Genomic DNA, 19796 nt, shown 5'->3' on the forward strand with positions numbered 1-19796 from the left:
GTGGTCAGTCGTCGGAGAGGCGGTCGAGCACCGCGTTCGGGATGTCGTCGCGCATGCCGTCCGGGATGTCTTCGACCGACATACCCTTGGTGAATTCGGGCTGGGTAGCCTGGTCGGGGCCGCCGAAGTCCGGGTCGAACAGCTCCAGCGCCGTGTGAATTGTCGACCAGTCGTCCTCCTCCGCGGCGTCGCGCAGGCTCTTGGTCGGTGCGGCGAGAATCTGCGAGACGATAGCGTCGGCCATCGCTTCGATGACTTCTGCCTGGTCCTCGTCGAAGTCAGCCGCGGAAAGTGCGCTGTTTATTTCTGCGGCTTTGACCTGTTCGGCGCTCTCGTACATCGTCGATATGACCCTGTCTGCGCGCTTGCGCTTGTACTGCGTGAGCAGCCGGTCGAACTCCTCGTCGACGATACGCTCGACCGCTTCGGCGGCTCGCTGTCGCTTGTTCCGCGTTTCGGCGGTCACCGACTCCAGCGCGTCGAGGTCGTACACCGTCACCGACGGGAGGCGGTCCGCGCCGGCCGGAACGTCGCGCGGTTGTGCGATATCGACAATTGACACCTCGCCGGCATCGCTGAAAGTCCCGATATCGAACACCTGATCGCCGCTTCCCGTCGCCGAAATGACCGCACTGGCCTCGGAGACCGCCGCCTCGATGCCGTCGAGCGCCACCGCACTGGCGTCGATGTCGACCGATTCGGCGACGTGCTCGGCGTGTGGGACCGTCCGGTTGGCCACGAGCAGCCGGTCTACCTCCTCGCTGAGTGCATCGGCAGCGAGTTGGCCCATCTCGCCAGCCCCGACGACGAGCGCTGTCTCGTTTGCCAGCGAACTCTCCTGTTTGAGAAGACGCACCGCGGCGGAGGCAATCGAGACGACGCCCTCGTTGATTTTTGTCTCCGTGCGGGCGCGCTCGCCGACGTGAATCGCTTTCGTGATGCCGTCTTCCAGCATCGGGCCGATGCCGCCGACGCCGCGGGCGGTCTCGTAGGCGGTCCGGAGCTGGCCGAGGATCTGGTCCTCGCCCAGCACAATCGATTCGAGCCCGGCGGCCACCCGGAGCAAGTGACGGAGACTCTCCTCGTGACCCATCTCGACGACAACTTCGTCGGGCACGGCTCGGGTAAACAGTTCGAGCGCGTCGAGCCCATCCTCGTGATCAGAGACGACAACGTACCCCTCGGTACGGTTACACGTCTGCAGCGCAATCGCTTCTTCCACTGCGGGATTCGCGAGCAGGGATTCGACGGCGTGGCGCTCGCTGTCCGCCGCAGCAGTCTCTAATTGGTCGACGCTTGCGCGTTCATGGGAGATACAGACCCCAACGATTGCACCAGTGTCCCCTCTCACGTTTGATCACCAGGTAACTCTCCGGTCACGTCTCTAGCTACTTGCTCACCCTTGGACCTGCCACTATCTAAAGCCTTCCAAACTTCCCGTGACCTGACAACGAACCTAACGGCGTCACGCCGTTTGGCCGGCGGGACCCCTCGCTCGCGCAGGTCCTCACGGAGGTCGCCGACGAGTTCCGCCATCAGACCAGCGTTTCCGAACTCGTCTTCGAACTCCTCGCGAAGGTACTTCGATAGCGCTGGTGCGCGCCCGCCGGTTGCAATCGCGAGCGTCACCGGGTCGTCCCGTACCGTGGCCGGTACGACGACATTGCCAAACGACTGGCCACCGTGGTCGTCAGCGCGGTTGACGAGTGCGCCGTGGTCATTGGCGGCAGTGCTGAAGGCGTCGTTCAGGTCCGGGTCGTCCGTCGCGGCGACGACCAGCGCCGGGTCGGTCCGCTTGACCCAGTCCATGGCGTCCTCCGGGGTCGGTGCGGCCCGGACTTTTTCCGCGTCCGCGAACGCGCGATCATCGAATTCGGGACTGAGGACGACGACGCTCGCCTCCGCGGCGAACGTTCGGGCCTTGCGCGCGCCGACCGGACCGCCGCCAACGACGAGTACCGTCTCACCCTCGAAGTCGTGCATGAGCGGAATCATCGGTTAGGGCTCCCTGATTCGACACTCCAGTCCGAGATGCGTACGTTCACGCGGTCTCGGTGTTCTGTCGCGCTCGTTCGTCCAACCTGATACCTGTCTTTTTCAGGATGCGAGTCGAGAACAGCGTGTCCCAGTCGTCCTCGGTCACGTCCCAGTGGTCGGCCATTCGGTCGCGGACCTGCTGGATGCGCTCCTGGCTCTCCGCTTCACTTCGCCCGTGGGTCATCGCGAAGAAGTTGTACGGCCAGACGCCGTCGTGGCGCGGCCGTTCGTAGCAGTGGGTCACAAAGTCGAACTCGGCGATGGCCGGTCCCACTTCGTTGATGACTGCGTCGGGCACGTCCCAGACGGTCATCCCGTTCTCACTGTAGCCGAGCGCGTAGTGGTTCGGGATGACGCCGACGCGGCGGACCTTTCCTTCCATGTTGAACCGCTGTAGCGTCTCCAGTACCCAGTCGACATCGGCGCCGATCTCGTCGGCCACGTCGGCGTACGGTGTGGCAGTGACTGGGAGGCCATCTTGAATTTCAAGCACGAGATCAAGTTCGTCGGCGGTGAGAGACTGGCTGTCAGTCGGTGTCACATCCGGCCCTAAGTTCGAACAGTCGACTGCCTGCGTCTGTGGGCCCTCGACGGGGAATTTCGCGCCGACGTGGAACTCCTGCTGTTTCGGGAGATTGTACGTCTCCTCGCCGGTTTCAGCCTCGATGTCGGCCAGGACTTCCTCGACACGTCCTTCTTCAGCCACCGAGACCACGAACCACATGTTCAGATGCGGATGTGCTCGCTCGTAATTGTGCGCGACCTCCGGGTACGCGTTTATAATTTCGGCATGGTCGTCGTAGCTCTCCTCGGGGGCGTGGGTCGCGACGAGCGTGGCAGTGCCGCCAATCGCTTCGGCGTTGATGAGTGCCCCGAACCGCGTGAGCACGCCCGCGTCGTCGAGGTCCTGTACGCGCGTCAACAGTTCGTCCGCGTCGATGTCGACACCGTGGTCGGTAAGCGCCGACGCGGCCGGCTCGAACGGCCGTTCGACGACCGGGAACCCCCCCTGAAAGGCGTTCAGCACGGCCCGGTCTACTGTTCCGAGGTCTTCGCTCATAGCGCTATCTGGGGGTTCTGCGAATAAAAGCAGTCCGGGACAGGCGGGCGAATGCAGCCCGCACGCCCGGGTCGCCGGAGCGTTTTACCTCCTTGCGTCCCTACCCCAGATGTGGTAATCTCGACAGCCGAACTGACGGTCCGGCTGCTGGTCTACCTGTTCGTCCTGATAGGGGTGCCGCTGTGGTTCGTTCTCATGTTCCGGCTCATGGACTACGCCGCACACGACACGCTTGTCGAGCAGTTCAGCGGCCAGCCCAACGGTCGCGACACCGGCCAGCTCAACGCCTACTTCGAACAGGCCGCCGTCGAAGCAACAAACTGCCGTATCTGTGGCGCAGCGAACGGCCCTGACTACACCTACTGTCACAACTGCCAGGAACGGCTGGTGACCAGCGACTAACGTAGCTACTCGCCTTCGACCCCGGTGACAGCGTAGCCGGCGTCCTCGATAGCTTTGAGAATCCCGTCGTGGTCGGCGCTCGCCTCGTAGTAGAAGACTAAGTCGAAGGAGCCGTTGCGCAGGAGCTGCTGGCACTCCCAGACGAACTCTTCGTCGTCCAGCGTGAGGCCCTGATGCTGGTTCGAGGCGAACTCGGGGTCGTCGCTACCGGAGTAGACGAACGTGTCCGTCGGGTCCAGCCCCGCGCCCTCGGCGATGATTTCACCGACCTCGATGGTGGCCTGCATCATCTCTATCTCGTCACTGCCGTCGTACTCCGTGTGGACGACAGCGCCGTTGAGCTGAATCTCGCCGGGCTCAAGCAGTTGTTTAGTCCGGCGGTAAAGGTCGTCGTCGAGTGCGTCGGCCTCGCTCATACCATGCGGTCGGCGGCCCTGTCCCTAAGACACTTCGGATTCCGAGCGCTGGTCGGCTCTACCCGAAGATATTCGGGCCGTGAGACGGCGCGGAGATAGCGATGAGAAGACACGCGCTACCGGAACGCGCCGCTCCATCGAGCAACACTCCTCATCGAAAAGCGAGTCGCTCTCGCCTACAGCCGCGTGAGGTTCTTCGCCCGCGGGCCTTTGTCTGCCTGTTCGATCTCGAATTCGACTTCTTGCCCTTCTTCGAGGTCTGGGCCGCCGACGTCTTCCATGTGGAAGAACACGTCTTCGTCGGCATCGTCGGTTTCGATGAAACCGTAGCCACCCGTATCGTTGAAGAAGTCGACAGTGCCTGTCGCCATGGTTACAGCCGCGTGAGGTTTTTCGCGCGCGGGCCTTTGTCGGCCTGCTCAATCTCGAATTCCACTTCTTGCCCCTCCTCGAGGTCAGGACCGTCGATGTCCTCCATGTGGAAGAAGACGTCCTCGTCGGAGTCTTCGGTATCGATGAAACCGTAACCGCCTGTGTCGTTGAAGAAGTCTACCGTACCGGTCGCCATTGCAATTTGAACGTTAAGCCGGGGTATATTAAAACTATGCGCATATATTTCACCATATTAGGCAGGAAATAACTGTACCCAGTCCCTTCCACAAAGCCCTTATTGAGTGGTTGAAATGATTACAACGATGCTATCGAGGGGGAAGCGACTGGGATATGCGGCCTACGAGCGATTGCTCCAGTGGGAACTGTCAGGTACGCCCGACCACGTCGCAGTCATTATGGACGGGAACCGGCGCTACGCCGAGAAACAAGGGACGAAGAAGCAAAAGGGCCACACAGAAGGGGCTCAAACGACGGAGGCACTGCTGAACTGGTGCGACGAACTCGGCGTCCGCGAGGTGACGCTGTACACGTTCTCGACGGAGAACTTCGACCGCGACCCCGAGGAGCGCGAACACATCTTCGACCTTGTCGAACAGAAGCTCCGAACGTTTGCCGACGCCGAACGGGTCCACGAGGCCGGCGTGTGTATCCGCGCCATCGGCGAGACAGAGATGCTTCCCGAGCGGGTCCGAGACGCTGTCGACTACGCTGAAGGGCGAACCGCCCGGTACGACCAGCTCAACCTCAACATCGCGCTGGCCTACGGCGGCCGGGCCGAACTGCTCGGCGCGGCTCGCGACATCGCCACTGCTGTCGAGGACGGGACTCTCGACCCGACGGATGTCTCCGCGGAAACCATCGAAGAACGGCTCTACGAGGGGCCGACCCGCGACGTCGACCTCATCGTCCGGACCGGCGGCGACGAACGCACCTCGAACTTCCTGCCGTGGCACGCCAACGGCAACGAGGCCGCCACGTTCTTCTGTACCCCCTACTGGCCGGAGTTCCGGAAAGTCGACTTCCTGCGAGCGATCCGGACGTACCAGAACCGAGAGCAGTCCTGGCGGACGACCCGTGCCGAGCGGTCGCTGGCACTGGTTCGTGCCATCGAGCAATCGGAGCTACCGACGGCCAAGCGGATGCTCGGGCGATTCCGTGACGCGCTCCCGAGTACCGAACGCGAGCAACTCGACGAAGAGTACGACCTCGCGGACTGATTACCGCCCGAACCGCCGCTGTCGCTCCTGATAATCCCGCAGCGCCCGCAAGTAATCCCGCTGCCGGAAGTTCTGCCAGTTCACGTCGGTAAAGTACAGTTCCGAATAGACGGACTGCCAAATCATGAAATCGGAGAGCCGTTCGGCCCCGGTCTTGATGACCAAGTCCGGGTCGGTCGGGAAGACGAGGTGCTCCTCGACCGCGGCCTCGTCTATGTCGTCCGGGTCGAGTGAGCCCGCATCGACGTCTTCCGCGAGTTTCTGGACGGCCGTCGCGAACTCCGACTGCCCGCCGAGTCCGATTGAAATCTGAATCGGGGCGTCGGCCGTCGTCTCGTCGTCCGGTACTCTGACCGCTATCTCCCGTGGCGCGGTGACATTTTCGAGCTCACGCTGTAGCGTCGGAATCGCCTCCTCGTCGAGGACGCTCACGTAGACGACGACGGTGTCAGTGCCGTACTGAACAGCCCAGTCGAAAAACCGCTCCAGGGTCCGATATGCACCGTCACCCAGCAGGTCTCGCTCTGTAATCACCAGCGCGACCGTTTCGGGCAGGTCGGCGTCGCTGCGCCGAACACGCGTTGCGAGATACCGGTCGTATAGTCCCACGCCCGCCGGTATGCTGACAGCCACAGTAAATCCCACGGTACCGTCGCCTCCACAGTTCGGAAAGGGTAAGTGCCTCTCGGGGATACCGGTGGGACGTGACTGGCACAGTCCGTCGGGCAGGTGCGTTCGCCGCGGTGGGGACCCTCGCGGTCGCCGTCCCGGCCGCAACGGGCTTTCGCTCGCTCGAACTCGCGACTGTCGCCGCTATCGCGCCCTTCGTGATCGTCGCCGCGCTCGGCGTAACGGTCATCGGACAGGACTCTCGGCTGTTCGACCTGTTCGCGCGCCCCGGCGACTACGAGGATGGGAAACTGTACGGGCTGGCAGCCTTTTCACTGGCCGCCGCCGGGCTCGCGTTGCTTGCCGTCCGGTTCAGTTTACCGGTGCCGGTGTTCGTCGGCGTCGTCGTCATCGTCGCCTACGGCAACCTCGGCCAGCGACTCGCATACACCGTCCGCGCAGACGAGGTGGTGGCAACCGCGGGCTTCGTCTTCGTCGGCTTCGTCGCCGGGGTCACAGGGCAGGTGCTCGGAACGCGGATTCAGGCGGCCGTCGGCGAGGGAGCAGCCGCCGTCGATCTGCCGCTCGTGCTGTTTCTCGCCGCCAGCGGCGCGTTCGTCGCCGCCCTGCTTCGCTCGGTCCTGTTCGAACGGGACGACCCGCTGGTGATACTCACCGTGGGACTGCTGCTGTGGCTGTTTTTCGAGCTCGACCCGTCAGTGACGACACGGCGCGTCGTCATCGCACTCGCCGTAACAGTACTGCTTGGCTACCTCTCCTACGCGCTCGACACCGCGTCGCTCCCCGGAATGCTCACCGGCGTCCTCCTCTCCTTTTTGACCATCGTGCTCGGCGGTTTCGGCTGGTTCGCCATGCTGATAACCTTCTTCGGGCTCGGCGGCCTCTCGACGAAGTACCGCTACGACGAGAAACTGGAACGAGGCATCGCCGAGGAAAACGAGGGGGCACGCGGGAGCGGGAACGTGCTGGCGAACTCCATCGTCGCGCTCTTTGCCGTCGTCGCCGCGGCGGCGAGCCCGAGCCACATCACCGTCGACCCGCTGCTGTTCTTCTATGCCTTTGCCGGGGCCGTCGCCGCGGCAATGACCGATACGTTCTCTAGCGAGTTCGGCGGGCTCTACGACAACCCGCGACTCATCACGACGCTCAAACCCGTCGAGCCGGGTACTGACGGGGGCGTGACCTGGCAAGGCGTAGCTGCTGGGGCTGTCGGCGCGGGTATCATCGCCGGCATCGCCGCACTCACACAGGACATCACCACGGTCGGCAGCGGTGTTATCCTCCTCTGTGGGCTGGTCGGCATGACCGTCGACAGCCTGCTGGGTGCGACCGTCGAGGGGTCAGTCGTCGGCAATCAGGGTGTCAACATGCTCGCGACCCTGGCGGCCGCATTAGCCGGAGTCGGCGTCGTGTTGGTCGTCGGCCTCTTATGATCCGTGAGGCCCGCCCTGAGGACGAAGCCCGGCTCCGGGCGATCCAGACAAACACGCTTGACGAGCCGTGGCCGGAACTACTCGGTTTCGGAATCGACGGTCCGCCGCTCGTGCTGGTGCTCGACATCGGTGAACCGCTCGGCTACGCGCTGGTCGTACCGGACCCGCCAGTCGCGTATCTGGCGGAGTTCGCTATCGCCCCCGGCAAACAGGGACAGGGCCTCGGGACGGCACTGATGGACGGGCTACTGGACAGGCTCCGGACTCGTGAGTTCGAAACAGTCAGACTCACCGCGCGCACGGACGACGAGCGAGCGCGCGGCTTCTACGACGGGTTCGGGTTCTCGGTCGCCGACGAACTCCCCGGCCACTACGACGACGGCGACGGCGTGTTGCTCGTTCGGGACCTCTAACCCTCGATACGGACCTGCACGGCCGTCGGCTGTTTGACGTACTCACCGTGGCCGGCGGCGACGACAACATCGACGCCGCACTGGGCGGCGACGTCGAGGAGCTTCTGCGTGCAGTCGCCGTCGACGACGACCGTCCTGGGAACAGTCTCGGCCGACGCAAGCAACGAGACGACATCGTCGGTCTCGCCCTCCGCGAGCAGCGTCGCGTCCTCGTCGAGCAGTCTGGCCGTCCCGCTGTGGTTCTGGATGACAGCCTCGATGTGGTCTGAGAGCGACGGGATGGCCGGGTTGTCGGTGGCATCCTCGTCGGTCGCGTCGGCCGCCGGAGGGGCCGTATCCGACTCGTCGGACGCCGCCGTCGCCTCGTCGGCTGTTTCGGCCTGTGCCGACCCAGCCTGTGTGCTGGGTGTGGGCTGGGTGTCAGCGGTGTCGTCCGACATCGCAGTCGCCACGGCACCGCCATCAGCGGTCGTCGATTCTCCTGTCTGGGACATCTCCTCGCGGATGGTGTCGAGGCTCTGTGCGCTTGCGACCGTCTCGTAGGGCACCTTGTCCCGGAGCGCCGCCATCACCTCGCTACGCGAGAGGTCCTCGACGGACTTGCCGGTGGGCGTGACCGCGACGTAGTCCACGTCGCCGACCTGCGCGAGTTCCTTCAGGATGAGGTCGCCGCCGCGGTCGCCGTCGAGGAACGAGGTCACCGTGCGGCCAGCTGTCAGGTCTGCGATGGCGTCGGGGACGTCCGTGCCCTCGACCGCCACGGCGTTTTTGATGCCGTACTTCAACAGTTGCATCACGTCCGAGCGGCCCTCGACGACGACGATTGCGTCGGAGTCGGCCACGCGCGGTCCGGCCGGGAGCCCCTCGTAGTCGGTCACGTCGGCGACCCGGACCTGCTGTCTGACCGTCTCGACGATGTCCGCGGTCTGGATGGACTTCTCCTCGAAGTCGTTCAGCAGTTCCGTCGCGCGCTCGACGACCTCGCGCCGCTTGGCGCTACGCACGTCCTCGATTTCGGAGACCTCTATCTCGGCCCGACACGGTCCCACCTGTTCGATGGTCTCCAGTGCCGCGGCGAGAATCGCGGTCTCGACCCTATCGAGGCCGCTTGCGACGGTTATTTCGCCAAAGGACTGTCCACCTTCGGAGCGTATTTCCACGTCGATGCGGCCGACCTTCTTCGAGTCCTGCAAGTCCCGCAGGTCCAGTTCGTCGCCGAGTAGTCCCTCCGTCTGGCCGAACACCGCGCCGACGACGTCGCTCCGCTCGACGACTCCCGCCGCCGTGATGTCGGCATGTATCAGATATTTCGCCGTATCTTGCATGATTGTCCTGTTTTCCAGCCCGTCAACCGGTGTTCCGACGGACTGCTGTCACTATACTGATGTTGGGATGTACAGCGGAATAACCTTGCGCACCCGACTCGATGGGGGAATCGTCCCACAGCTGCGTGGTGAGTCAACACTGCCGCTGTGAAACACTCTCTCCGACAGGGCAGCCACTCACTCTAGCAACGGGCGCATGCCGTCGATACCAGCCCGGATAGCGTCGACTGGGTCCGTTGGATTGTCGTGTTCGAAGACGAGCCATTGAGTCCCAGCCTCGCGGGCCGCATCGACCACCGCCTGGAGCGGCACCACGCCGTCTCCGAGGGCAGTCGGTTCCCCATCCGCAGTCATGTCCTTGAGGTGGACGACGGGCACGCGCCCGTTGAGTCGCCGAAGCAGTGCGACAGGGTCCTGTCCCGCCGCGTGCGCCCAACCGGCGTCGAACTCGAAATCAATCGTCGTCTGGTCGACGAGCGCGTCGAAGGCGGTGCCGTCGCCAAACGGGACGAACTCGTGGTCGTGGTTGTGGTACAGCAGGGGCCGGTCAAAGTCCGCCGCGAGCATCCCGAGCAGCGTCGCCGTCGACTCGACCGCGCTTTCGCTTTCGAAGTGGTCGTCGTCGAGATACGGGAGAACAATGTACGGCGCATCGAGCGTCCGGGCCTGATTGCCAACAGTGCGCGGGTCGGACTGCAGGTCGTCCAGCGGGACGTGGACGCCGGCAATGTCGAGCCCCGCATCGTCGAGTGCGCGCTGAGACGCACCCGGGTCGCCGATACCGGCGAACTCTACGCCGTCGTAGCCCGCGGCGCTGATGCGGTCGAGCACGTCCGATAGCGGTTCCCGGAGCTCGCGGAGTGTCCAGAGCTGGATCGCTGTCTGCATATCGTTGCTGCGAACGCTGTCGTAAAATAACTGGACGGGCTATCGGGGGGCATGGGATTCACTGAAACCGAGATCGACCCCGCACGGTTCCTCGAAGACGTAGAGATGCGTATCGGTGAAATCGTCGATGTCGAGCCGTTTCCCGAAGCACGCAAGGATGTGTACAAGCTCGACGTGGATTTCGGCAACGAGACCCGCCAGTCGGCCGCAGGGTTGACCGACGTGTACGAGCCTGCGGACCTGCTGGGTTCACAGGTCGTCGCCGTCGTCAACCTCGGGACAGTCTCTATCGCCGGGTTCGAGAGCGAGTGTCTGGTGACCGGCGTCGACAGCGAGGACGGCGTCGTTCACCTGACACCCGAACGGGAGGTCGACCCCGGCACCCGCGTGTATTGAAGAAGATAGTTCTTCAACCAGAGTTGATGAAGGTTCGTTACCCATTAGTACGGCCAGCGGCTAGCCCGTTGTAATATGAGTACGGTCAGGGCCGCTGGGTGGACAGTCGTCGCGCTCGTGTTGATGGCGCTGGCAGTGCCGTGGTTCCTCTGGGACACCAGCACAGTCACGGCTGGGCTACCCGTGTGGCTGTGGTGGCACATCGGATGGATGGCGCTCGCGAGCATCGTCTTCGCCGTTTTCGCGCGCACCGACTGGGGTCTCGGGGTCGAGGAGGTGCGGTGAGATGGCTGACACCGGGCTCCAGTTGGGTATCGTCGGTGCGTACATGATCATCGCGCTCGCGGTCGGCGCAGTCGCCTACCGTTTGACCGACCGGACCGCCGAGGACTACTACCTCGCCAGCCGGACGCTCGGGACGGTCGTCCTGCTGTTCACGACGTTTGCGACGCTCCTGTCGGCGTTTACGTTCTTCGGCGGCCCGAACCTCGCCTTCAGCGCCGGTCCCGAGTGGATTCTCGTGATGGGGCTGATGGACGGCATCATCTTCGCGGTCCTCTGGTACGTGCTGGGGTACAAGCAGTGGCTCGTCGGCAAGCGCCACGGCTACGTCACGCTGGGGGAAATGCTGGGCGATCGCTTCGGCTCGACGGCGCTCCGCGTTGTTGTCGCCGGCGTGAGCCTTGTCTGGCTGTTCCCGTACGTGATGCTCCAGCAGAAAGGAGCCGGACAGGCTATCGTCGGCCTCACGAACGGCGCGGTCCCGTTCTGGGTCGGGGCCGGCGGCATCACGCTGTTCATGATTGCCTACGTTGCGCTCTCAGGCATGCGCGGCGTCGCCTGGACCGACACGCTTCAGGGGCTGTTCATGCTCTCTTTAATATGGGTCGCCGTCGCCTGGGTCCTCTCTGCTGTCGGCGGCGCTAGCGAGGCGACGGCCCTGTTGGCGTCCAAAGAGCCAGCCTTCGTCGGTCTCGGCGGCGGCCTCTACACGCCGCAGTACATCATCTCGACCGCGGTCAGCATCGCCTTCGGCGTGACGATGTTCCCCCAGATCAATCAGCGCTTCTTCGCCGCCGGCTCGAAGAAGGTGCTCAAGCGGACGTTCGCGCTCTGGCCGGTGCTGGTCCTGCTTCTGTTCGTGCCGGCGTTCATGCTGGGCGCGTGGGCGGCCGGCCTCGGTGTCACGGTGCCGGAGGGCGGCAACGTCATCCCCGCGCTGCTGGGCGAGTACACGCCGACGTGGTTCACCGCGCTGGTCATCGCCGGCGCGATGGCCGCGATGATGTCCTCCAGCGACTCGATGCTGCTGTCGGGCTCGTCGTACCTGACTCGAGACCTCTACCGCCCACTGACCGGCCGTAGCAACGCTAGCGACGAAGCAACCGACCGGCGCGAGGCGCTCGTTGCCCGCCTCGGCGTGATCGTCTTTGCCACCCTCTCGTTCATTGCGAGTCTCTACTCGCCGGGAACGCTGGTCCAAATCGGCGAAACGGCCTTCAGCGGGTTCGCACAGCTTACCCTTCCTGTCGCACTTGCGCTGTACTGGCAGGGGACCACGCGAACGGGGATGTACGCCGGCGTGATCGGCAGCCAGGTGTTCTATGGCCTGCACGTCTTCCCGGTGCTCTCGACACTTGGCGGACTTGTCGGTATCAGCGTTGCCCTGCCGACGGCATACCTGGGCTGGACGCCGGGCATCGTCGGTATCATAGTCGGTCTCGTGCTGACGGTCAGCGTCTCGCTGGTGACTGCTCCCGCTGCGACCGAGAACCACACCGTCTACGCCGTCTCCGGCGTCGAGAGCGACTGAACAGGGCGCTCCGTTCTACACGGGAACCGCCGGACGGCGGCCACCGGCCGACATGTAAACCTACAAAAGCATCCAGACGAATGTGTCAATATGGACTCCGATAAGAATGTCGGCGGTCGCGACCGCCTGATCCGAGCGGTGCTGGCAGTTGTCCTGACAATCGTCTCCCTGCGCTGGCTTCGCAGCGGGAAACGCAAGCGCGGCCTGCTCGCCGGAATCGGCGCGCTCGGCCTGGGTTTCAACGCTTCAACCGGCTACTGTGGTTTCAACGATACGCTTGACATCGATACGACGGCCGATGACGACGACGTGTTCGCTCCGAACGTGGACGACGAGCCAGCAGATGAGTCGACGGACGTGAGTGTGGATTTCACGTCGTCCGACGACGCCGAGGCCTCGAACGGCCACGCCAGCGGGAAGCTTACCTGTGCCGTCTGTGAGGACCCAATCGTTCCTGGTGAGCGCCGCGGACCGAACGAAGAAGGCGCTATCGTGCACGAAAGCTGCGAATAGCGGTCGCCCGTAGACGCGTTCGGCAGCCTGAGTCTGGTCCTTTTTATAATCACCGCCCCAGTCATGCACGTATGCAGACCCACATCGTCCCGGTCGGGTTCGACTACGACCGGCGCTATATATCGATGGAGGGGGAACAGCGTCGTGGCTACTTCAAGCGAGGATAGCATTGAGACCGGCCGAACACCCCACGACAACAAGTTGAAATAGATGTATGAAACACGCTACAGCTATTGACGCTGATAATTGACCCTCACGAGGCAGGCAAGGGAGTATACGGTTCGGGCTTCGAACGAGTTCAGCGAATACGTCAACTGAATGCCTGATTCACTAGTAGGACAATTGGTGGTAGATATATACCGTTCGCGTCCTTCTGTATGCCACACGCTGTAGGAACCATTGATGAACACAATCAAAAACAAGATCGCACAAGCCTACCAGATAATGTCTGGTCATGCGGTTGAGAAATTTCTCAACCCGGTTGATTATAATGGCGTAAAGATAAACACAAACTGTGGAGCAGTACAAACGAAGAATAAAGCGCGTTTCTTTCCGTATTACTTCCGGAATGAACATTCAATAAGAGAAAAAAATCTCATTGACGCGTATCTTCCAGAAAACTATCCTATAATTGAGTTTGGTGCCGGAATTGGGTATATTTCAGCTTACATTGATAGCAAAGTTCGAGACGACGAGAGGCAAATCGCTGTCGAACCAAATCCGGAGAATGTTAACTGTAATAAAATGACGAAGCAGCTAAATCAGTCTGATTATATTCTGCTGGAAGGTGCATATTCTGCAAATGACGATGACGTAAAGTTGAGTCTTGATAATAAGTTTTCCTCCGGGAGTACGGAAAAGGAAATGTCTGACAGACAAATTAGTGTCGAAGGGTTCAGTATATCAAGCATCTGTGCCGAATATGAATTAGACGATTTCGTATTAATATCTGATATGGAAGGAGGAGAATTTAGAATGATTGACGAAGAACTCAATATTATTTCAGATTTCGTTCCCTTTGCAATTATCGAGTTCCACCCGTTTGACGAGTTTAGCGAAAGAGAATATGTGGATAAAATGGTCTCTGCTGGGTTTGTTGAATTGGACGAAATGGGGGGAACTTACGCTTTCAAAAATAAGAGTCTGATATAATCATACCCTTGGCAACAACATATCTATTGCTGACCCCCGAAGACGATAGTAGCCATTGAAAATCAATACACACCTGATCGCCCGACGGCAGTGCGATCAGTGTGTAAATCGTTTCAATTGTTACTATAGCGGCCCCACGAGACTCTTCCAAGCCTTGGAACGTCGCTAGTGGTCATAGAGAGACAAACCACATGGCGCCTGTCACTGACAACTGCACAAGACAACCTGTCCTCTTGTGGGGGAGACAATTACGACAAAATGCTGCTAACCATCGCCAGCGGTCGTAACCAAATCGTATCACTATGCCATTTTAACGGTATTCGATAAATAGGGCAGAACTATGAATCAATTAAAAAGTGTTGGACAGAATATCAGGATTTGTAACCTAGTGCCTCGAGACGGTTGTCAACAGTCTCCTTATCTGGTCTGTTAAATGCAGTAGGTGGTTCGCTAACCACTTCACGCCGGGTTTCTGAATCCTGCTCAACCTCAAACCAAGGAACAAAGCGCAACTCACGGGTGTACAAGTTATGCGGGTGAGCGTACTGGCGGTGTGTTAACGGGAATACCCGCTCTCCGAGCATTTCGCCGTGATCTGATGTTATAACGGACTTGCCGTCGAGTTCATTAACTAATGTTTCAGCATGTTCTAAAGCAATGTCAACCGATTCTTGATAGGCTTGACGAAGTTCTTCCCGTGTAACCTGCCCTTCTATTGTCGACTTCCATATATTTTGCCCACTGGAGTTCCCTGTCTTTGAGGTGTTCAGCTCCTCATTTCGCTCTCTGAGTTTCTTAGCAGTCTTTCCAAGATGAGGTGCATGAGGCGACATGATATGAATAATTAAACGCTTATCCGGATACTTTTCATGAGCATCGAGTGCCATTTGTATTGTTTTTTCAGGTTCAGATGGGTTGTGTGTTATGTCGATAGCGTGGAATGTATTATCAGGCAGTTTTGGGGTGTGCGGATTTCCCGTCACATAAACGGTATCATAGAGAGACTTTCCAGCGAAATTATTCCGCATAAACTCCCAGCTGTGGGCTCCCTTAGACAGGACTGGACGCAGCGAACCCCGAAGGGTATTTTGTTCTAAAAAGTGATCATATCGGCACGCGTCAAGAATAACCAAATTATCCCAGTCTTGGGACATTATATCAATGCCGTCTCCGTGCCTCCTCTCAAATATTTCATTATTTATGGGGAACACTACCCTCGAAGTTATACGCCCAAGTTCCCGTCTGAGAAGCGTGGGATTACTAAAGACCCGCTGTAAATTGGTAAGGTTGTACCTTTCTGGAAACATATACGATTTTCGGGAACCCACGTATAAAGTAGTGTGTTCTCAGGTTATAGAGGTGGGCAACGGGTTGTATAGCCGTGTTTATTACAACTAAACGACAATAGGGGGCATAATAGTCAGAGGTACTGCCCGGCTGACCTCATCCTTACTGGCCGACAGACGACCAAGAATGGATATCCAATCAGTTCGGTCAATAATCAAGAGTATTCGGGCAGGCGTCACATCCGCCGTTGGTTGTTGTACCGAGTGCTGTACCTCAGTGCCCGAAATCAGCGCGCCAGCGGAGTCATTCCGCGACGGTCTTCTGGAATACGGGACGGACTGAAACCGCCACGGCGGTCCTATCGCTATAGAAACACAGGAGAGTGCTGTGACAAGCATCAGGATGGGCATAACGGCGATCGAGAGGCTGATGTTTTTATAAATTCCCGCCCACTGTCCCACATATGCAGACCCACATCGTCCCGGTCGGGTTCGACTACGACCGGCTCATCGCGCCGCTGGTGCGCGAGCAACTCGACGTTGACCGCGTCATCCTGCTCGAGGGGGCGGTCGGCAGCGAGGCCAACGTCGAGTACTCGCGCAACCTCGCCGAGAAGCTCGAAAAGGACTACCAGAACCTGCTCGGGGCCGAAACAGAGCGGTTCGTCGTCGCCGACGTGTACGATTACGACGAGGCCTTCGAGCAGGCCTTCGAGCTCATCAACGCGGAACTCGACGCGGGAAGCGAGGTGTGGGTCAACGTCTCTGCGATGCCCCGGACTGTCTCCTTTGCCTTTGCGACCGCGGCCCACTCGATCATGGTCGAGCGCGAGGGCGACCGGGATCGCATCCACACCTACTACACGGTTCCCGAGAAGTATCTGGAGACGGAACTCGCCGAGGAACTGCGCAAGCAGATCGATATGCTGGAAGACATGCGCACGGGCGAGGATGTCGACGAACGCGTCGATGACCGACTCGAAACCGCACGGGATCTGCTGGCGGAGTTCGACGAACGCGGGACGACCATCGGCGCGAAAGAGATCGACGGGTCCCACATCGTCGAACTGCCGGTCGCGTCCTTCTCGAACGTCAAGCCCTTCGAGGAGGTCATTCTGTTTACCCTCGGCGAACACGGCGAGTTCGAATCCGTCTCCGAACTGGCCCAACAGCTGGCCCGGGACATGGGCGAGGAGTACACCGACTCCTTCCGATCGAAGGTCATCTACAACGTTGACCGGCTCGGCCCCGGCGGGAAGGGGTATATCGAGCAGGAAGAGCACGGAAAGTCCTACCGGACGACACTCTCGCGTATCGGACAGCTCTGGGTCCGTGCTCACTCTGCCGAGGACCGCGAACATCGCGAGCCCGACCTGCCGTGAGCCGGTCGCTGGTGTGAGCCCGCCGGGGCGCCAGTGAAAACCGAAGTCATTAATCCTGCCGTTGGTCGAGTATTGTACAGATGGTGCGTCGACTCTCCCGAACGCTGGTTCTCGCGCCCGTCGGTGTAGGGGCCCCCACGCCCCACACCACCTCCCCAAATCGACGCACGCACCGCTGATAACCACGCCGCAGTCAGATGCGACCCGGGTGTTACACCCACAGTTTGAATATGAGTGATACACAGGACCCACCGCAGGACGAATCGAGCGCAGACAAACCAGAAAACGCCCTTGAGGGGGAGTACGACCCTCGCGAGGTAGAGCCGGAGTGGCAAGACCAGTGGGTCGCGGACAAGACCTACGCCTACGACGGGGACGCCGACACCCGTTTCACTATCGACACGCCGCCGCCGACGGTGTCGGGGAACCTCCATATGGGGCACCTCTATCAGTTCACCCTGCAGGACTTCGTCGCCCGCTTCCACCGGATGCGCGACGACACCGTCTATTTCCCCTTCGGTTACGACGACAACGGCATCGCCTCGGAACGGCTCACCGAGCGCGAACTCGGCATCCGACACCAGGATTACCCGCGCCGAGAGTTCCAGGAGAAGTGTCGCGACGTGTGTACACAGTTCGAGGACGAGTTCACCGAGGACGTGCAGTCGCTTGCCATCTCGGTCGACTGGGACAACACCTACAAGACCATCGCGCCGGACGTCCAGCGGGTCTCCCAGCTATCCTTCCTCGACCTCTACGAGCAGGGCCGGGAGTACCGCCAGCGCGCACCGACCATCTGGTGTCCGGACTGTGAGACGGCCATCTCACAGGTCGAACAGGAGGACAAGGACAAGCACACGAAGTTCAACGATATCGCCTTCGACCTCGTGGAGACGGGCGAGGGGCCTGCCGACGAGGACGCGACGTTCACCATCTCGACGACGCGGCCCGAGCTACTTCCGGCCTGTGTCGCCGTCTTCGTCCACCCCGAGGACGACGACAATCAGCACCTCGTCGGCGGGACGGCCCGGGTCCCCATCTTCGAGCAAGAGGTTCCCATCATCGCCGACGAGCGCGTCGACATGGAGACCGGCAGCGGCATCGTGATGTGCTGTACCTTCGGCGACCAGAACGACATCGAGTGGTACCAGGCCCACGACCTGCCGCTGCGGCTCGCCATCGACGAGTCCGCGACGATGACCGACCTCGCCGGCGACTACGAGGGGATGCACACCACCGAGGCCCGCGAGGCCATCATCGAGGACCTGCGCGAGGAGGGGTCGCTGCTGGAGAGCCGCGACCACGACCACACCGTCCAGGTCCACGAACGCTGTGAAGAGGAAGTCGAGTACCTCGTCACCGAGCAGTGGTACATCGAACTGCTCGACAAGAAAGAGGAGTACATCGAGGCGGGCCGCCAGATGGAGTGGTTCCCCGAGAAGATGGCCACCCGCTACGAGCACTGGATAGAGGGACTTGAGTGGGACTGGTGTATCTCCCGCCAGCGCGACTCGGGCATCCCGATTCCGGTGTGGTACTGCGACGACTGCGGCGAGCCCGTGATGGCCGAGCGCGAGCAGCTCCCGGTCGACCCGCTGTCAGACGACCCGCCGGTCGATAGCTGTCCTGAGTGCGGCCACGACTCGCTGACGCCCGAGGAGGACGTGTTCGACACCTGGGCGACCTCGTCGCTGACGCCGCTCGTGAATGCCGGCTGGGACTGGGACGCCGACAGCGAGTCGTTCACCATGGAACTGCCGGAGCTGTACCCCTTCGACCTGCGCCCGCAGGGCCACGACATCATCTCGTTCTGGCTGTTCCACACCGTCGTCAAGTGCTACGAACACACCGGCGAGGTGCCCTTCGAGAACGTGATGATAAACGGGATGGTCTTAGACGAGAACCGCGAGGCGATGTCCAAGTCCAAGGGCAACGTCATCCCGCCAAGCGAGGTCTTAGAGAAGTTCCCGGTCGACGCCACCCGGTACTGGGCCGCCGGCACCTCCATCGGCGACGACTTCCCATACAAGGAGGGGGACCTCGAAGCTGGTGAGCGACTCCTCCAGAAACTCTGGAACGCCTCCCGGCTGGTCGACCAGCTGACCCCCGCCGAGCGCCCGGCCGAACCGGACGACCTCGCCTCGGTCGACGAGTGGCTGCTGGCCGAACTGGACGCGACCATCGAGTCGGTCACGGCGAAGTTCGAGGCCTACGAGTTCTCGAAGGCCCGCAACGAACTCCGGTCGTTCTTCTGGAACACGTTCTGTGACGACTACCTCGAAATCGCCAAGCAGCGGCTTTCGGACGGGACCGCGGCCTCGACCGAGTTCACGCTGCTGCAGGCCCACCGGACCTTCCTGCAGCTGTTCGCGCCGTTCCTCCCCCACATCACGGAGGAACTGTGGGACCGCGTCTACGACGAGGACGGCTCGATTCACACGACGGACTGGCCGACTTCGGGCGGCTACGACGCCGACCTCGAAGCGGGCGAGACGGCGATGGAGGTCGTTTCCGCGCTCCGGCGGTACAAGACCGAGAACGGTCTGCCGCTGAACGCCGACCTCGACCACGTTGAGGTGTTCGGCCACGTCGCCGGCTTCGAGGACGCCGTCGCCGAGGCGATGCACGTCGCGCAACTAGACACCTACGACGAGGCCCCGGACATCACGACCGAGGTCAGCGGCATTGACCTCGATTACTCGCTGGTCGGCCCCGAGTTCGGCAGCGAAGTCGGCGCTATCGACGCTGCTATCGAAGATGGCGACTACGATATCGACGACGACGAACTGCACGTTGCCGGTGTCACGCTCACCGACGAGATGTTCACCGTCGAAGAGTCCCGGACCTACTCCGGCGAGGGCGAAATGACCGAAACCGAGAGCGCCGTCGTCGTCGTTCGGTAGACTCGGCTCGTTTTGCAGGTGTTCCCGGCGGTCACTGACCGCACATCGCCGGGACCAGTAGCATCAAGACCTGCGGGTCCGGTCATTTGAACCATGCGAACAGAGGAAACGATTCGGGACCGCATCGAGGCGCTGCA

21 protein-coding genes are annotated in these 19796 nt (G+C 61.2%); 11 read left to right on the forward strand and 10 right to left on the reverse strand.

Translation table 11 applies throughout. The annotated features are described in order from the left end of the window. Positions 1 to 4 precede the first annotated feature (4 nt). The 3 genes from BVU17_10950 to BVU17_10960 are packed head-to-tail and all read right to left on the reverse strand — an operon-like array spanning position 5 to position 3097. The gene (locus BVU17_10950) at positions 5 to 1351 is read right to left on the reverse strand and encodes a glutamyl-tRNA reductase (protein ID AUG48008.1); all 1347 of its coding nucleotides are present in this window, start codon (positions 1349 to 1351) and stop codon (positions 5 to 7) included. Continuing rightward, complete coding sequence (locus tag BVU17_10955) at positions 1348 to 1995, reverse strand: siroheme synthase (protein ID AUG48009.1); 648 nt, start codon at positions 1993 to 1995, stop codon at positions 1348 to 1350. Before BVU17_10955 ends, BVU17_10950 begins: the two co-directional genes overlap by 4 nt. A gap of 46 nt (positions 1996 to 2041) precedes the next feature. Next, complete coding sequence (locus BVU17_10960) at positions 2042 to 3097, reverse strand: heme biosynthesis protein (GenBank protein ID AUG48010.1); 1056 nt, start codon at positions 3095 to 3097, stop codon at positions 2042 to 2044. 111 nt (positions 3098 to 3208) lie between these two features. Between BVU17_10960 and BVU17_10965 the strand changes: the two genes are divergently transcribed. Then, positions 3209 to 3499 carry a hypothetical protein gene (locus BVU17_10965; protein ID AUG48011.1) on the forward strand — a complete coding sequence of 97 codons (291 nt, stop codon included), beginning with the start codon at positions 3209 to 3211 and terminating at the stop codon, positions 3497 to 3499. A gap of 5 nt (positions 3500 to 3504) precedes the next feature. Here BVU17_10965 and BVU17_10970 read toward each other — a convergent pair whose 3' ends face one another. The 3 genes from BVU17_10970 to BVU17_10980 all read right to left on the reverse strand — a co-directional run bounded on the left by BVU17_10970 (position 3505) and on the right by BVU17_10980 (position 4483). Next, positions 3505 to 3915, reverse strand: a complete 411-nt coding sequence (locus BVU17_10970; protein AUG48012.1) for a hypothetical protein — start codon at positions 3913 to 3915, stop codon at positions 3505 to 3507. Positions 3916 to 4091: 176 nt separating this feature from the next. Next, the gene (locus BVU17_10975) at positions 4092 to 4286 is read right to left on the reverse strand and encodes a cold-shock protein (GenBank protein ID AUG48013.1); all 195 of its coding nucleotides are present in this window, start codon (positions 4284 to 4286) and stop codon (positions 4092 to 4094) included. A 2-nt stretch (positions 4287 to 4288) separates the two neighbouring features. Then, positions 4289 to 4483, reverse strand: coding sequence for a cold-shock protein (locus BVU17_10980; protein AUG48014.1), 195 nt, complete (start codon positions 4481 to 4483; stop codon positions 4289 to 4291). A gap of 115 nt (positions 4484 to 4598) precedes the next feature. Here BVU17_10980 and BVU17_10985 point away from each other — a divergent pair, with 115 nt between their 5' ends. Further along, on the forward strand, positions 4599 to 5525 hold the full coding sequence (locus BVU17_10985) for a di-trans,poly-cis-decaprenylcistransferase (protein AUG48015.1): 927 nt from the start codon (positions 4599 to 4601) through the stop codon (positions 5523 to 5525). On the opposite strand, the gene BVU17_10990 is transcribed toward BVU17_10985, so the two are convergent. Continuing rightward, positions 5526 to 6134 carry a UDP diphosphate synthase gene (locus BVU17_10990; GenBank protein ID AUG48016.1) on the reverse strand — a complete coding sequence of 203 codons (609 nt, stop codon included), beginning with the start codon at positions 6132 to 6134 and terminating at the stop codon, positions 5526 to 5528. A gap of 95 nt (positions 6135 to 6229) precedes the next feature. Between BVU17_10990 and BVU17_10995 the strand changes: the two genes are divergently transcribed. Continuing rightward, positions 6230 to 7588 carry a hypothetical protein gene (locus BVU17_10995; GenBank protein AUG48017.1) on the forward strand — a complete coding sequence of 453 codons (1359 nt, stop codon included), beginning with the start codon at positions 6230 to 6232 and terminating at the stop codon, positions 7586 to 7588. After that, positions 7585 to 8001, forward strand: coding sequence for a GNAT family N-acetyltransferase (locus tag BVU17_11000; GenBank protein AUG48018.1), 417 nt, complete (start codon positions 7585 to 7587; stop codon positions 7999 to 8001). The genes BVU17_10995 and BVU17_11000 overlap by 4 nt, the downstream gene beginning before the upstream one ends. Here BVU17_11000 and BVU17_11005 read toward each other — a convergent pair. Continuing rightward, a complete protein-coding gene (locus BVU17_11005; protein ID AUG48019.1) occupies positions 7998 to 9326 on the reverse strand; it encodes a DNA primase in 1329 nt (442 codons plus the stop codon). The two genes, BVU17_11000 and BVU17_11005, sit on opposite strands and share 4 nt — an antisense overlap. A gap of 177 nt (positions 9327 to 9503) precedes the next feature. Beyond that, positions 9504 to 10214: a xylose isomerase gene (locus BVU17_11010; GenBank protein ID AUG48020.1), complete on the reverse strand. Its 711-nt coding sequence runs from the start codon at positions 10212 to 10214 to the stop codon at positions 9504 to 9506. A 51-nt stretch (positions 10215 to 10265) separates the two neighbouring features. Here BVU17_11010 and BVU17_11015 point away from each other — a divergent pair, with 51 nt between their 5' ends. From BVU17_11015 to BVU17_11035, 5 genes are all read left to right on the forward strand, one after another. Next, on the forward strand, positions 10266 to 10610 hold the full coding sequence (locus BVU17_11015; protein ID AUG48021.1) for a tRNA-binding protein: 345 nt from the start codon (positions 10266 to 10268) through the stop codon (positions 10608 to 10610). A gap of 75 nt (positions 10611 to 10685) precedes the next feature. Continuing rightward, positions 10686 to 10895 (forward strand): hypothetical protein, encoded by a 210-nt coding sequence (locus tag BVU17_11020; protein AUG48022.1) that lies wholly within the window; start codon positions 10686 to 10688, stop codon positions 10893 to 10895. A gap of 1 nt (position 10896) precedes the next feature. Next, positions 10897 to 12423, forward strand: a complete 1527-nt coding sequence (locus BVU17_11025; GenBank protein AUG48023.1) for a sodium:solute symporter — start codon at positions 10897 to 10899, stop codon at positions 12421 to 12423. A 90-nt stretch (positions 12424 to 12513) separates the two neighbouring features. After that, positions 12514 to 12936 carry a hypothetical protein gene (locus BVU17_11030; GenBank protein AUG48024.1) on the forward strand — a complete coding sequence of 141 codons (423 nt, stop codon included), beginning with the start codon at positions 12514 to 12516 and terminating at the stop codon, positions 12934 to 12936. Positions 12937 to 13338: 402 nt separating this feature from the next. Further along, complete coding sequence (locus BVU17_11035; GenBank protein ID AUG48025.1) at positions 13339 to 14088, forward strand: hypothetical protein; 750 nt, start codon at positions 13339 to 13341, stop codon at positions 14086 to 14088. A gap of 371 nt (positions 14089 to 14459) precedes the next feature. Here the strand turns inward: BVU17_11035 and BVU17_11040 are convergent, their stop codons facing one another. Then, complete coding sequence (locus BVU17_11040) at positions 14460 to 15416, reverse strand: hypothetical protein (GenBank protein AUG48026.1); 957 nt, start codon at positions 15414 to 15416, stop codon at positions 14460 to 14462. A 422-nt stretch (positions 15417 to 15838) separates the two neighbouring features. Between BVU17_11040 and BVU17_11045 the strand changes: the two genes are divergently transcribed. Both BVU17_11045 and BVU17_11050 read left to right on the forward strand, forming a co-directional pair. After that, positions 15839 to 16756: an aspartate kinase gene (locus BVU17_11045; protein ID AUG48027.1), complete on the forward strand. Its 918-nt coding sequence runs from the start codon at positions 15839 to 15841 to the stop codon at positions 16754 to 16756. A 230-nt stretch (positions 16757 to 16986) separates the two neighbouring features. Next, positions 16987 to 19659, forward strand: coding sequence for a valine--tRNA ligase (locus BVU17_11050; protein ID AUG48028.1), 2673 nt, complete (start codon positions 16987 to 16989; stop codon positions 19657 to 19659). Positions 19660 to 19796: the final 137 nt, after the last annotated feature.

Origin of the sequence: Haloarcula taiwanensis, from assembly GCA_002844335.1 — an archaeon.
Lineage (GTDB): Archaea > Halobacteriota > Halobacteria > Halobacteriales > Haloarculaceae > Haloarcula > Haloarcula taiwanensis.

Excerpts from the sequence above, each read along its gene's own strand:
- BVU17_10955 (AUG48009.1), bottom strand. The coding sequence starts at position 1,995 with ATGATTCCGCTCATGCACGACTTCGAGGGTGAGACGGTACTCGTCGTT.
- BVU17_10960 (AUG48010.1), bottom strand. The coding sequence starts at position 3,097 with ATGAGCGAAGACCTCGGAACAGTAGACCGGGCCGTGCTGAACGCCTTT.
- BVU17_10970 (AUG48012.1), bottom strand. The coding sequence starts at position 3,915 with ATGAGCGAGGCCGACGCACTCGACGACGACCTTTACCGCCGGACTAAA.
- BVU17_11015 (AUG48021.1), top strand. The coding sequence starts at position 10,266 with ATGGGATTCACTGAAACCGAGATCGACCCCGCACGGTTCCTCGAAGAC.
- BVU17_11035 (AUG48025.1), top strand. The coding sequence starts at position 13,339 with ATGAACACAATCAAAAACAAGATCGCACAAGCCTACCAGATAATGTCT.
- BVU17_11025 (AUG48023.1), top strand. The coding sequence starts at position 10,897 with ATGGCTGACACCGGGCTCCAGTTGGGTATCGTCGGTGCGTACATGATC.
- BVU17_10975 (AUG48013.1), bottom strand. The coding sequence starts at position 4,286 with ATGGCGACAGGCACTGTCGACTTCTTCAACGATACGGGTGGCTACGGT.
- BVU17_11010 (AUG48020.1), bottom strand. The coding sequence starts at position 10,214 with ATGCAGACAGCGATCCAGCTCTGGACACTCCGCGAGCTCCGGGAACCG.
- BVU17_11005 (AUG48019.1), bottom strand. The coding sequence starts at position 9,326 with ATGCAAGATACGGCGAAATATCTGATACATGCCGACATCACGGCGGCG.
- BVU17_11045 (AUG48027.1), top strand. The coding sequence starts at position 15,839 with ATGCAGACCCACATCGTCCCGGTCGGGTTCGACTACGACCGGCTCATC.
- BVU17_11020 (AUG48022.1), top strand. The coding sequence starts at position 10,686 with ATGAGTACGGTCAGGGCCGCTGGGTGGACAGTCGTCGCGCTCGTGTTG.
- BVU17_11050 (AUG48028.1), top strand. The coding sequence starts at position 16,987 with ATGAGTGATACACAGGACCCACCGCAGGACGAATCGAGCGCAGACAAA.
- BVU17_10985 (AUG48015.1), top strand. The coding sequence starts at position 4,599 with ATGATTACAACGATGCTATCGAGGGGGAAGCGACTGGGATATGCGGCC.
- BVU17_11030 (AUG48024.1), top strand. The coding sequence starts at position 12,514 with ATGGACTCCGATAAGAATGTCGGCGGTCGCGACCGCCTGATCCGAGCG.
- BVU17_10980 (AUG48014.1), bottom strand. The coding sequence starts at position 4,483 with ATGGCGACCGGTACGGTAGACTTCTTCAACGACACAGGCGGTTACGGT.
- BVU17_11000 (AUG48018.1), top strand. The coding sequence starts at position 7,585 with ATGATCCGTGAGGCCCGCCCTGAGGACGAAGCCCGGCTCCGGGCGATC.